The organism is Filimonas lacunae (assembly GCF_002355595.1).
GTDB lineage: Bacteria > Bacteroidota > Bacteroidia > Chitinophagales > Chitinophagaceae > Filimonas > Filimonas lacunae.
In genome coordinates this window covers 6544459-6557554 of record NZ_AP017422.1, presented here as the reverse complement: position 1 = coordinate 6557554, position 13096 = coordinate 6544459, and the positions used below count along the sequence as shown (strand labels likewise).

The 13096-nt window shown below is 44.3% G+C and carries 10 protein-coding genes; 4 read left to right on the top strand and 6 right to left on the bottom strand.

Annotation, left to right across the window (positions count from 1 at the left end; genetic code table 11):
• Nucleotides 1–32: 32 nt before the first annotated feature.
• The 6 genes from FLA_RS25735 to FLA_RS25710 form a co-directional block, all read right to left on the bottom strand.
• Entirely contained in the window at nucleotides 33–1550 is a 1518-nt protein-coding gene (locus FLA_RS25735; RefSeq protein ID WP_076375743.1) for a PKD-like family lipoprotein, read from the bottom strand.
• A 23-nt stretch (nucleotides 1551–1573) separates the two neighbouring features.
• Nucleotides 1574–2308, bottom strand: a complete 735-nt coding sequence (locus tag FLA_RS25730; RefSeq protein ID WP_076375741.1) for a DUF4843 domain-containing protein — start codon at nucleotides 2306–2308, stop codon at nucleotides 1574–1576.
• 17 nt (nucleotides 2309–2325) lie between these two features.
• Nucleotides 2326–3759, bottom strand: a complete 1434-nt coding sequence (locus FLA_RS25725) for a RagB/SusD family nutrient uptake outer membrane protein (protein WP_084206022.1) — start codon at nucleotides 3757–3759, stop codon at nucleotides 2326–2328.
• Nucleotides 3760–3778: 19 nt separating this feature from the next.
• Entirely contained in the window at nucleotides 3779–7117 is a 3339-nt protein-coding gene (locus tag FLA_RS25720) for a SusC/RagA family TonB-linked outer membrane protein (protein ID WP_076375737.1), read from the bottom strand.
• 248 nt (nucleotides 7118–7365) lie between these two features.
• Nucleotides 7366–8559, bottom strand: a complete 1194-nt coding sequence (locus FLA_RS25715) for a FecR family protein (protein ID WP_076375735.1) — start codon at nucleotides 8557–8559, stop codon at nucleotides 7366–7368.
• Nucleotides 8560–8643: 84 nt separating this feature from the next.
• The gene (locus tag FLA_RS25710) at nucleotides 8644–9243 is read right to left on the bottom strand and encodes an RNA polymerase sigma factor (protein ID WP_076375733.1); all 600 of its coding nucleotides are present in this window, start codon (nucleotides 9241–9243) and stop codon (nucleotides 8644–8646) included.
• A 116-nt stretch (nucleotides 9244–9359) separates the two neighbouring features.
• Between FLA_RS25710 and FLA_RS25705 the strand changes: the two genes are divergently transcribed.
• The 4 genes from FLA_RS25705 to FLA_RS25690 are packed head-to-tail and all read left to right on the top strand — an operon-like array spanning nucleotide 9360 to nucleotide 13083.
• A complete protein-coding gene (locus FLA_RS25705) occupies nucleotides 9360–9932 on the top strand; it encodes a TetR/AcrR family transcriptional regulator (protein ID WP_076375731.1) in 573 nt (190 codons plus the stop codon).
• Nucleotides 9933–9970: 38 nt separating this feature from the next.
• Nucleotides 9971–10612 (top strand): TetR/AcrR family transcriptional regulator, encoded by a 642-nt coding sequence (locus FLA_RS25700; RefSeq protein ID WP_076375729.1) that lies wholly within the window; start codon nucleotides 9971–9973, stop codon nucleotides 10610–10612.
• The gene (locus FLA_RS25695) at nucleotides 10605–11951 is read left to right on the top strand and encodes a TolC family protein (RefSeq protein ID WP_084206019.1); all 1347 of its coding nucleotides are present in this window, start codon (nucleotides 10605–10607) and stop codon (nucleotides 11949–11951) included. The genes FLA_RS25700 and FLA_RS25695 overlap by 8 nt, the downstream gene beginning before the upstream one ends.
• 28 nt (nucleotides 11952–11979) lie before the next feature.
• Nucleotides 11980–13083: an HlyD family secretion protein gene (locus FLA_RS25690; RefSeq protein WP_076375728.1), complete on the top strand. Its 1104-nt coding sequence runs from the start codon at nucleotides 11980–11982 to the stop codon at nucleotides 13081–13083.
• The last annotated feature ends 13 nt before the right edge of the window (nucleotides 13084–13096 follow it).

Here is a 13096-nt window from a genome sequence, read left to right as displayed (position 1 = left end):
AATATATGGTTTATAAAGATGTGCTAATGATGTTAACGTTCGCGATAGCCTACACTTACAATTTTTCCCAGGCCGGTATAAGATTCATACAGCTGTAAAGCCCCATTTACCTGTGGTACGGCATATAACTCCATTGTGCCGTTACTGCCTTCAGGTTTGGTTTTACTATAACTGCCAACAATAAGCTTGTTGGCTAAAAGAGGGGCGGTGGTTCCTAAGCTGTATTTGGAGGATACAAAACGATGAAATTTCAGCAGTGAAACCTGGTCACCTCCTTTATCCAGCATTAAAATGCTTTGTTGAAGCCCCATATCATATTCATATACTTTGCCGCCAACGCTATAAAACAAGTAACCCAAATTGGGGCTTACTGCAAACTGTTCGGCTTTATCAAAGTCGGTGCCGGTTACCTCAGCATAATAAGTTTGCTGTAACGATTTGTCGGTAAACGTAAAGCGTGCCAGGTACGATTTGCCGGTCTGGTCATCTTTCAGCACAGAAAACACTTCACCGCCACCGTAGGGAGTAAAGGTCATGTAACGCATGCTTTTACGGGGGGTGAAGCTAAACAGCGAGCTGTCGGCAGTAATAGGAATGCAACTGGTGCTACTGACTACATGCTTTACAAAGCGCTGATGATCCTGATCGTACAGGATAGCGCCATTGATATTCTGGCCAGGGGCAATAAAAGGAGCCGGGGTAAACGTTCCATTTTCTCCGGATATCTGGTTAATAGGCAGGCCAAAGTAAATATTAAAAGAATAGTAGTAGTAATAGAAGTTTTTATTGGCCAGCATATACTGGGTTTGACTGGTGCTGCCCAGGCTGATAAAGTCGGCCGTAAAATTGTCAGGCACTGTACTCAGCATTTCATACTTGATATTCAGGTTGCTGCTCCATTTAAAATAGTTCTGATCTACACGGTTAGTGCCTGTTTGTGTGCAAATGTAAATACCGGTAGTAGTGGGCGAATAAGGGCTATAAGTGACACTATAAGGCTTGCCCTGTGGCGGTAGTCCCGAACCTACGGTATCCAGTACGTTTACAATAGTTCGGTACTTGCCATCTTTATAAGAAAGCATGTCCAGCCGGCTGCTGTCGTTCACATTACATAGTATCAGCCAGCCTTCGTATACGGTGGTAGATACAACGAGATAAAAGGTTTGCTGCCACTGAATGCCGGTTGATTTTTCTGTAATGCGGTAGTATACCGTGTACCTGGTAGGTGCAAGCGTAATTTTAGTGTTTAAGTCGCGCGTGGTAGCTAGTAATGTTTTTTGACTGGCTTTAAGGGCGCCGGGGTTAATGGCAATCCACTCATAACTGTATTTAGTGCTGTCGTAAGTGTTGTTTACGCTGTCTTTCGAAAGCAGCAGGGTAGGAGTCAGGGTAAACGGCTGCCCATAGTCAACCGTGTAAGACGAGTCTATGCCCGAAATGGTAACTGTATTAACAGGCACATAGTTATAATTGCCCTTATCCTTGTAGCAGCCTGTAACAAATGTTAACAAGCCGGTAGCTATTAAAAAGTAAAGAATGTATATACGCATTTGTATAAATTTAAAATGATTGCCTATTGCACTGCTGTGCCCATTATCATTACCGAACCATCATCTTCATATACCGGTGCTCCTGCCGCCTTTTTGTCGTTTAGATACAGCTGGGTGTACTTGCCCCAGTAGTTGAGATTGGCAATGCTGGTGTTACTGTTAATAGTCATTATATCCAGGTCAAGTATCTCAGCCATCAGGTATATTTTTTTCCGGGTAAAGGTGCCAAGGTATACGTCCAGCCAGTTTTTAGGGCGGGCAAGAATGTCGTTGATCGTCATTTTTATCACGTTATACCTATAGGTAGCAGAATACTGCATATAGGTGCTGAAATAGTCGTTAGGCACCAGCTGCAGAAACAGGGTATAATTGGTCTGTTGCATATCGGGCGTGCGGTGTGCTACTATGCGCAGGGTGTCTGCTACCTTGCCGGCAAGTATGGCAAAGGTGTCGGGCAATGCATCGTAATGCAGGCCCGCGATAGCAGTGGTGCTATCGGCCAGCACATTCACTTTATACCCGCGATTAACAGCGGCAGTATTGCCCAGTACCTTTACTATCAGTTTAACAGTACTATCCAGGTAAGAGGGTTGATTATACCCAAAGCTGATATTCAGCGTGTCGGCCTTGGTGGTGATGTTATTGGAAAAATAAACGTTGTCTTTACCTGAATAAATGGGGGTGTCGTTCTTTTTACAGGAAGTGTCGGCAGCCAGCAGTGCTGTTAACAGGCTTAAAAAAATAAATGACTTTCTCATAACAATAACGTTGGCTATTAATGAAAATTAGTTTCAGAGCTTGGTTTTACTGCCGTATATTTAGCATTGGTCATAGTAATGCTGGCGGTAGAAGTGCCATTAGGGATAGTAGACCTGTTAATGCGTTTATAGTAGAAAAACAACTGCCCTTCGCCAATAAACTCTTTCTGATATTCCTTCGTAAGCTCTGTGCGCAATGTAACGGTATTGGCCAGGTTAACCAGGTTGCGGTTATACCTTACTGTGTTTAAATAGTTAATAGCAGTGGTGGCATCTGTAGCACATTCCGCGGCTATATAGTACATCTCGCTTATGCGTATCATAGGCATCATATACCTGAAACGCATCGTGTCTTTTACTACATCGGCATATTTATAAAAGGTGCGGTAGCTTTTGCTGCCCACAGAAGGGTAAAACCACAGATAAGTATAACGAAAGTCGTTGCTGTTATCTTCAAATGTAGTTTTCAGGCGGGCATCTGTAGGGGCCAGTATATTGGCGTCTGTTAACGAAGGGGCATAGTAAGTATTGTAGTTGCTATACATGTTTACCGATTGCAAAGCAAAAAGCAGTTCGGAAGAGAATATTCTGTCCGGGTTGTCTTTGTCGTTGGTAAGTGCGGTAGTGGTTATCCATGGAAACTTAGCCTGTGCATTGGTAATTACCTCATTAGCGGCATCATAGGCTCCGGTTTTATTACCTCTGTACATATACGTTCTTGCCTGCAATGCTTTTACTGCATAGTAATTCATACGGTAGTTGCGGTTTTGAAAAAACGGATCGCTGTTGGCAGCGGGGTTGCCACCTTTGCCCCATACTATAACCGGATCGTTTTTTAACAACCTGGCAGCTTCGGCAAGATCAGCTTCAATGCTGTCCATTACTTTGTTGGCAGGGAGATAAGGGTTGAAGTTGGTGCTTATGTTGCGATAGTAGGGAATAGATAAAGCAGTAGAATCGGCCGATGCATATACAGGGCCAAAAAGGCGAAGCATATCCAGGTGCAGGTAGGCCCTTAAGCCATAAGCTTCGCCACGCAAAACAGAATCCTGTTCGGCAGTAAGTACGTGATTGACGGTAATGCCGTTCAGGAAATTGTTAACGCCGGCAATAGCGGCAAAAGCCTTTGTCCAGATAGCTTCCGTAAATATTACCGACTTCTCATCTACATAGGTATAAGTGGTAATAGGCCCTAATGTATGACTGGAAGCAATGATGTTATATTGCTGCGCCAGTATTTCCGGAAAAACCATGGTCATGTAAGCACCATACAACTTATTGTCTCCCATTTGCAGGTATATAGCGTTTAACGCCTGTTGAGTGCCGGTGGTGGAGGTAAAAATCTGATCTTGTGTAAACTGGTCTTCCGGCTGAACAGACAACCATTTTTTGCAGGAAGAAAACATGCCTGTAATAAAAAGCAGGACTATGAATAGGAATAATCGTTTCATGACTTGTTATTAGCAGTGATTAAAATGTTGCGCTTATTTTGAACGATACAGAACGCGCAAATGGATAGTCGGTGCCACGCTCTCGTTTTACAGTGGAAATGCGGAAAAAGTCATTACTGTAAGCCCCTATGCGGAAGCTTTCCATACCCATTGACTTCAGTAGCTTTTTATTGTAAAAGTTATAGCTGATGTTTACCGATTCGCCCGATAAATAGTTTTCACGTTCTACAAAGCGTGAGGAAACAGGCGTAGTGCTTTCGTTCTGGGCACTGATAAGGTGAATGGCCTTAAAGCGGCTTACCTCTCCTGCTTTCTTCCACCTGTCGTAAAGCGCGCGTTTGTCCTGGTTGTTGGCAATGGATTTATAAGTAATGTTCTCCACCTTGTTGTAAAGGGCATCGTTATAAATATCAGCACCCCAGCTATAGCGGATAGCAATGCTGGCCGAAAAGCCGCCTATGTTCAGTTGTGAGCTGATAACGCCCTGCATGGTAGGTTGTGTGTTGCCTACACGTACAATATCGTTGGTGGAATAATCATAAGTGTACTGCCCGTTCTTTTTTAAAAACACTTCTTTCCCGCTGCCTGGGTCAATGCCCAGCGAACGTACCGCCCATAGGTCGGTAGGGCTATAACCATCTGTATAGCGTAGCATAGAACTGTCTAACTGGTTTTGTTTATTTAACTGATCCAGCTTACCGTTAAAATGTTCGTATTTGCTGGTTACCAGGCCTGCTGTAATACCAATGTTCCAGGTGGTTACCTTGTTCAGGTTATTGAGAATGGTATAGCGCATGCCCAGGTCAAAACCTTTGCTGTTAATGCTGCCGGCATTCATTGGGTAGTTGGTTAAGCCGGTAGAAGAGGGGAGGTCTATCACTACCACCAGTGGATTGGTAATTTTGCGGTACAGGTTACCTGTAACCGATAAACGGTTTTTAAACAATACCAGGTCGGTTCCCAGGTTGGTAGTGGTGGTTAACTGCCATTTGATATTAGGATTGCCTAAAGTGGTAAGGTCTGTACCCTGGCCAAACAGGTTGATATTGTTGTTGTAGGCATAGGTTGAGGTAGACGACAGGGACGAGAAGTTTTGATTGCCGGAAGTACCGCGGTTTAAGCGAACACGGAATGTTTGCAGCCACCTGCTGCCTCTGAACCATTTTTCGTTATGCAGGTTCCATCCTATACCTGTGCTCCAGAAAGGAGAATATTTGCGGTTAGAGCCAAAGGTGGTTGAGCCATCTTCCCGAAAGGTAGCGTCGAGCATGTAGCGCCTGTTGTAAATGTAGTTAAGACTGGCAACTACGTTATTTCTCCTGTATTTTGAATTGTAGGAGGTGGGTTTGCCGGAAGTAGGATAGCCATAAGAGAAGGAAGGATTACCTACGCTACCAGAAGGAAAGCCTACGGCAGTAAAGCCCAGCACTCCGTTTTTAGTTTCCTCCAGTTCGGCACGTACGTTGGCGGTTACCTGGTGCAGGTTGGCAAATATTTTACCATAGCTAAGGCTTACAAAGCTTTGATAGTTGAAATAGTTTGCTCTGCTGTTAATGTAACTGCCTTTTTTATTATAGGCACTATCATCGTACAAAGCATTGTCAGGCGAGGTAAACTTTATGGCAGTGGTGGTGCTTTGGTTTATAGACATGCTACCCTGTACCTGTAAGGCAGGTGTGATATTATATGTGAGCTGGAAGTTGTTGGTAAAGCCCAGCGCTTTGGTATTGTTAATGCCTGGGAGGGATGCAGCATATAACGGGTTGGTAATATAAATGGCCCGATCGTAATAGTTAATGCTTTCTTCTAAGTATTTGCCCACCTGGCCGTTGCTATCCAGCTTAGGAAAATAGGTAGGGGCATTTACAAAGTTGGAAAAGCTGCCGTAATTAGATTCGTTAGCGGTATAACCATTCAGGTAAAACTTATTGGCCAGGCTATATTTGTTGGTCCGGTACGAGAAATCCAGGTTGCCGCTATACGTTTTACGGTCCGAGCCTTTCATCACCCCATTTACTTCTTTATAGTTGCCACCCAATCCAAAGCGGATAGCATCGTCGCCGCCTTCTGCATATACAGAATGGCCCTGTGTAAAACCTGTTTGTACAGGTTCGTTGAGCCAGTAGGTGTTCACACCGCTGGTTACTGCCTGTAAGTGCTTACTATAAAGCTGGTCAAGTTTGTATTGGGAGGTATAGGAAGAGCTGTCGTAGTAGGTATAGCGACCGGCCAGTTTTTCAAATTGCAACTCTTCTGTCGAGTTCATCATATTGTAGCCGCTTAAATCCGGCGCCTGTATGTTAAAGTCACCGCTGTAGCTTACACGCATTCTGCCTGCACGGGGTTTGCGCGTTTCAATAACCACCACACCGTTAGACGCTTTGGCACCATAAAGGGCGGTGGATGCTGCGTCTTTTAACAGGGTAACAGAAGCTACCCGGTTAATATCCAGGTTGTTTACAATGGTTAGGGTGGTGATAAAGCCATCCAGTATAAATAACGGTTCATTAGGGTCCGATCCAAACTGATCGGTAGTGCTGCCGGTTACAATACCGCTCTGCCCTCTTATTTGTATGCTGGGCAAAGAGTTTGGGTTTGATCCCGACAGGTTGTTATCCATCATTATAAACGATGGGTCGAGGGTTTTAAGGCTGGTAAGAATGTTCTGGTTGCTTACCGATTGCAGCTGGTTATTATTAAAAGTAGATACAGCTCCCGTAAAGCTTTCTTTTTTGCGGGTAAAAACACCCGTAGAAACCGTTACAAAACTGTCCAGCATACCTGGATTGATATGCAGCTGTATAGAGAGTGCTGCTTGCGAAGGATCTTTAACAGTGACGCCGTAGCTGTTAAAGCCAACATAGCTGAAAGTAATGGTTGCCGGAAGCGATGCTACTGTTAGTTTAAATCTGCCCTCCTTGTCAGTAAAAGTGCCGGAACCCTTTTTATCCAGGTACATAACAGTTACACCTGCAATGGGTTTGCCTTTTTCGTCGGTTACTACACCGGTGATGTCAACAGGTGGCGGAGGGGCAGCCTGTAAAACGGGAGGCTTTTCGGCTGCTGTCTTTTGTGTGATAAAAATGGTTTTGCCTTTCATCTGAAACTGTAACGGTTGGTTTTTCAGACTTTCGGTAAGGGCTTCCCGGAGGGGGGTGTTTTTAAAGTCAACACTCACCTGTGTATTCAGTTTCACATCGTTATCGTTGTAAAAGAATACATAGCCGGTTTGTTGTTTCAGCACAGAAAACACCTTTTCCAGCGAAACCTTACGTGCAGAATAATTGACTGTCTGGCCAATGCCTCTTGCGTTTACCTGAACAAGAGCTGCCAGCAACAGCAGCGTGGTTAATCTCATGAAATGCCAAGTTTGGGAACGGGTAAGCACAGCAGGAAGCCTTCGCCTACCACAAATAGTTAATTGCATACTTTTGTATGAATTTGGGTTAAACGATAAAAAACGTAGAGCGTTAGAAAATTGAATAACTCACATGCTTTGGCCGGTGGTGTTGCGAGCACTGCCGGCTTTTTGTTTTGTAGAGTGTACGTGCAGTATTGTTTTGGATTACATACGGTTGTTTTTAGTAGTTGAGATAATCAGGTTTATTATGGTATAATAAGAAGCTTGTTGCCTGCTTCCATTTTATAGTGAATATGTGTGCTGGCTAATCCGTTCAGCACTTCCTGCAAAGGCAGGTTCTTTTCTATTTCGCCGGTGAACAACTGGTTGTCGAAATTTCCCTGTATTTCTATGTCTACATTATACCAGCGTGCCAGCTGACGCATAATAGCAGGAATGCTGGCATGGGAAAAACTGAAATAACCATTTTTCCAGGCAATGGCATTGTCGGGCGCGGCTACTTCTTTTATGCTGATGTTGCTGGCTTTTACCTGGCTTTGCTGACCAGAGGTAAGCACCACGCCAGGTGTGCCGTTGGGCAATACTTTTACGCTGCCTTCGAGCAGGGTGGTGCTGGTGGCGTTTTCATCTTCATACGCATTTACATTAAACCGGGTGCCCAGTACCTGCACCTTCTGGTTGTGTGTAGTTACAATAAAAGGCTGTGCCTTGTGGCTGGCAATTTCAAAATAAGCTTCGCCGGTTACTTCTACGTTACGGATGCTATCGTTGAACACAGTAGGGTAGCGTAGAGAGGATGCGGCATTCAGCCATACACGGCTGCCATCGGGCAAAGTAACCTGAAACTGGCCGCCCCGGGGTGTGCGCAGGGTGTTAAAGGCTACAGCTGTATTGTTGTTGGCGCTTGCTTTGTTGTAAGTGAGCACTCCGTCGCTTTGCTTGGTAATGTTAGCGCCATTCTGTTGGGCCAGTGCGCCGGCGCGGGCGCTGTCTAAATCAATTGTGCTGCCGTCGGCTAGTGTAAGGGTGGCTTTGTTGCCACCGGGCATTACCTGGAATGTTTGAGCAGTAGTATTTTCGGGAGTGGGTTTATGGGTGGTGGGATATAGCAGGAAAATAGTAACGGATATGCCAGCGATAATGGCCGCTGCTGCAGCATACCTGGTTAGCTGTATCATCCATGCGCGTTTGCGGGAAGCAGGAGGCGCGGTGGCAGCTATATCGATTTCGGACAAAAGTGCCTGTAAAACTGCCTGTTCCGCTTCAGTACTCATATGGTATCTGCTACTGGATTGCTGTAGCCTGTTGGCGATTTGTTGCTTTATAAAATCGTCGGCACTATCATCAGACAGTAGTTGCATCAACCGGATGGTTTCTGCAGCAGTGAGCTGTCCGTTCGTATGTTTCTCCAATAATATAATCAGGTCCTTATTTTCCATAATCTGTTAGTTTGAATAGGGGAAGGGTGTCTGTAGTAAAGACAGTTACGGAAAAGGGCAGACCTATTGCGGGAGGAAATTTTTTTAATGAGGTATCAAAACCGTCAGGGAAAGGGGAGTAAGGTAGAGGGGCATGTACTGTTGCATATACAAACGTATAGTTTGCAAAGCCTGGTACATTTGATTTTTTACAGTATGACGGGATATGCCGAGTTGTTGGGCTATTTGTTCGTAGCTCAACTCTTCATTTTTGGCCAGCAGGTAAATTTTTTTACGTTCTGCCGGCAGGGTGTTGATAGCAGCTTCCAGCAATTGCTGGTATTGTTTTTCCCTTACCCGGTAATCGGTGTCGTTAGAAAATGTGTTGGATTGTTGATAGTGCTGGTGTAAAACGGTAACAGTAAGCGCGTTGTGTTTCAGTTGGTTGAAAATGTAATTGCGGGCTACAATAAACAGGTAGTCCTGCAGTTTTTCCACCTCAGCCAGTTGTTCCCGCTTCTGCCATATTTTTAAAAATACCTCCTGAACTGCTTCCTGCGCCTGGTTTTCATTTTGCAAATAGGCCATTGCAGCATCATACACTCCTGCACTATAATGTGTAAAAATAAGCGTAAATGCCTCGGAACTGCCATTAGCCAGTGCCTGTAGTAAGGCCGGTTCGTTATGTAATTTCTCTGTGCGCAATGATAGTTTGGGGTAACCCGGGGGCAAAAGTAGTGCAATTGAATGGTAGGTTAATTTTTCGACCGGCACCTAAATTTCTTTTGTTTGTTGAATATATATTCATTTAACTTTGCTTCGTGAAACCAAAAGACGATAGCAAGATTGAAGAAATATTCGAAGCCACCCTTCAGTTAGTGAAGGAGCATGGCCTTTCGGGTATTACGGTGAACATGATAGCTAAAAAGGCTGGTTTTGCTACAGGAACGGTATACACCTACTTTGAAAACAAAGAGCAGTTGATTCTCAAATTGTTCGACAGGTGTTTTTCCAATTATGCACGGGATTATTTTGCCGGGTTCGACCCCACTGCACCTTTTAAAGTAGCCTTTCATACCATCTGGGTAAACATGATCAGGCACAGTATGGACAGGTTTAGCGAGTTGGTGTTCATTGAACAGTGCTTTCACTCTCCTTATATTTCGGAAGAATCGAGAGCTACTTATAAAGAGGTGTTTTTGCCCTGGAAAGAGATGATTGAAAAGGGAAAAAGGGAGGGGCTGGTAAAGCAATTAGACGTGATGTGGCTGATGTTGTATGTGCGCGGTACTATCCGGGAAATTGTGAAGTATGTGCAGTATAACCAGTTACAAATTACACCGGAATTTATAGAACAGATGTTCAATATGTGCTGGGATGGAATTAAGGACTAACTATTTTTTTGCCTTTTGAGTGAATAATTATTCATTTTATGGAGACTGACAGTAAGGTTTTTAGTAAAAAACAGCTGGCTATTTTGCAAGTGGCCGAATCTCTTTTTATTGAAAAAGGATACAACCAGGTTTCTATTAAAGAGATAGCTACTGGTGCCGGAATTAACAGTGCCCAGGTGTTTTACTACTTTATTACGAAGGAAAATCTGCTGGAGCAGATGCTGGAATGGCGCATTCACCAACTGCTGGAAAAAATTGATGCGGTGGTAAGTGATAAGGCGCTGCCTATTCAAACAAGGCTGGTTTTGCTGATAGAGCAGTATGTGGAGTTGGGCTTTGCGAATCCATTGGTGCTGGCACAGTTGTTTTACGAGAATGCCATAAGTGAACATGCCGGTACCCGGGAATTACTGAGCAACTTTAAAGAACGCAACAGCATTATTATAGCAGGCGTAATACAGGCGGGGCAGGAGCAGGGAGTGGTGAAAAAAACGGCAAGCGTTGAACTCATTACCGGGCTTATTGTAGGCACCATTACGTATATGGTAATAAACAGGGACGACTACAGGGAGATTATGCAGCAACGGCAGCTGGACGAAGAAGCAGGCCGGGAAGAATTAAAGCGAATACTTGCCGGTTATTTAAAAGGGATACTACAATCAATATTGATATATGAGTAAAAGCAGAACGTATGGTATGGCAGCGCTATGGATAAGCCTGGCCTTGTTGTGCGGTATAAGCACACAAGCGCAGACTTCTACTCCACTGGCGTTGAACCAGGCTATAGAATTAAGCTTGCAAAACAGTAAGCAGCTTAAAATTAGTAAGGCAAAAATTGAACAGGCAACAGCCCAGTTGAAACAGGCGCTGGACAACCGTTTACCGGATGCAAAGGTGAGTGGCTCTTATTTGCTGCTAACGCACCCTACTATTGATTTAAAAACGGGTAGTAGTGACAGTGCCGGAAGCAGCAGCTCCTTTCCCAAACCTTCCCAGGCCATGTATGGTATGGCCACTGTAAGCATGCCTTTGTATGCAGGCTTAAAAGTGCGCTATGGCATTGAATCGGCCAGGTATTTACAAAAAGCAGCCGAGTCAGATGCGGAATATGACAAGGAAGCTATTGTGGTAAATGCTATCAGCGCTTACAGCAACCTGTACAAATCGCAAAAGGCGGTTGAGCTGGTAAAAGAAAACCTGAATCAGTCGCAACAGCGCGATAATGATTTTTCCAACCTGGAAAAAAATGGTTTACTGGCACGTAACGATATGTTGAAGGCGCAGTTGCAAACTTCACAAATTGAAATGACGCTGGTAGATGCTGAGAACAACCTGAAACTGGCTATGGTAAGCTTAAACCTGATGATGGGCCAGCCGGAGCAGAATACGATTGTGGCTGACAGCAGCTACTTCGATACCAACTATACGCTGGGTTCTATAGAAGAGTACGAGCAACAGGCAGCGGCTAACAGAAGAGATATCACTGCTTTAGACCTGCGCAGGAAAGCTTCTGAAAGTGCTGTAAAAGCAGCCAAAGGAGATTATTATCCTACTATTGGTTTAACCGGTGGTTATGTGGCGGCTTATATACCTAACCTGCTTACCGCTACTAACATTGTAAACGTAGGCGTGGGTGTATCGTATAACATTGGGTCGTTGTGGAAAAACAAAGGCAAAGTAGCTGAAGCAGAAGCGCAATCCAAAGAAATAGTAGCCCGTCAGGATCAACTGACCGATAATATTCATCTGGATATTAACCGTGCTTATCAAAACTATCTTTCTAATAAAAAGAAAATAGAGGTAGAAGAAAAGTCAGTGATCAATGCTACTGAAAACTACCGCATCACTAAAAACAAGCACGATAACAACCTGGTTACAACTACCGAACTGCTGGATGCTAACGTGGCTTTACTGCAAAGCAAAATAAACCTGCAGGAAGCCAAAGCTGAATTAGTAGTATCGTACAACACCCTGCTGGAAAAAGTAGGTGTACTGGCAAATAGTCAACAGAAAAAATAATTATAACCCCACGGAAAAAAACATAATTATGTCAACCGGAGCAGAAAATAATGCGGCAGGCACGCAAAAAAAGAATAAAACCTTCCTCATCATCCTGATAGTGGCAGTGATTGCCGGTGGCTGGTTTGGTATAAGCAAATACATACACGGTCAGCATCACGAAGAAACAGATGATGCACAGGTAGAAGCCAATATCAGTCCTGTTATCCCGCGTGTATCGGGCTATGTGGTTTCAATAAGAGTAAAAGATAACCAGCGTGTAAAGAAGGGTGATACCTTGTTTATACTGGACGATCGCGATTTTAAATTACGTGTGGAAGCGGCAGAAGCAGCATTAGCTACCGCTGAAAGCAACGTGGCTGCAGCGCAGGCCAATGCAGGTGCAGCACATGCTAACATTGCGCCTTCTGAGGCGAATGTATCAACTGCTGATGCGCAGATTGAAACTGCTAAAATTAACCTATGGCGTGCAAATGAAGACTTTAAGCGTTACGAAAACCTGATTAAAGATCATTCTATCACACAGCAACAATACGAGCAGGCTTTAGCGGCTAAGCAAACTGCCGAAAAGCAATTACAGGTATTACAACAACAAAAAGCACAGGCTTCTACACAGGTTAGCGCTATTGGTCGCCAGAGCAATGCTACTGCTTCACAGATTGGTGTAGCAGCTGCTACGGTGAAGCAAAGAAAGGTAGATGTGGATGATGCGAAGCTGAACCTGAGCTATACGGTTGTGATTGCTCCTGAAGATGGAATGGTATCTAAAGTAAATGTGCAGAACGGACAGTTTGTGCAGGCGGGTGCGGCTTTATTCAGTATTGTATTAAACAATGAAACCTGGATAGTAGCCAACTTTAAAGAAACACAATACGGCAGGATAAGAGAAGGACAGAAAGTAATGTTGGAAATAGATGCTTTCCCGGGCCATGAGTTTGAAGGTGTGGTAAGTTCTGCATCACCTGCTACCGGCGCACGTTTCGCTTTATTACCTCCGGATAATGCCAGCGGTAACTTCGTAAAAGTAGTACAGCGTTTGCCTGTGAAAATTGAATTCACCAATGCACAGGATACACTGGTGAAAAGGCTGAAGGCAGGTATGAATGCCGATGTGGATGTGCACCTGGATTAGGATACCTAATTAC

Coding starts and splice junctions, on each gene's coding strand:
- FLA_RS25720 (WP_076375737.1), bottom strand. CDS start 7,117: ATGAGATTAACCACGCTGCTGTTGCTGGCAGCTCTTGTTCAGGTAAAC.
- FLA_RS25730 (WP_076375741.1), bottom strand. CDS start 2,308: ATGAGAAAGTCATTTATTTTTTTAAGCCTGTTAACAGCACTGCTGGCT.
- FLA_RS25735 (WP_076375743.1), bottom strand. CDS start 1,550: ATGCGTATATACATTCTTTACTTTTTAATAGCTACCGGCTTGTTAACA.
- FLA_RS25725 (WP_084206022.1), bottom strand. CDS start 3,759: ATGAAACGATTATTCCTATTCATAGTCCTGCTTTTTATTACAGGCATG.
- FLA_RS25715 (WP_076375735.1), bottom strand. CDS start 8,559: ATGGAAAATAAGGACCTGATTATATTATTGGAGAAACATACGAACGGA.
- FLA_RS25690 (WP_076375728.1), top strand. CDS start 11,980: ATGTCAACCGGAGCAGAAAATAATGCGGCAGGCACGCAAAAAAAGAAT.
- FLA_RS25700 (WP_076375729.1), top strand. CDS start 9,971: ATGGAGACTGACAGTAAGGTTTTTAGTAAAAAACAGCTGGCTATTTTG.
- FLA_RS25695 (WP_084206019.1), top strand. CDS start 10,605: ATGAGTAAAAGCAGAACGTATGGTATGGCAGCGCTATGGATAAGCCTG.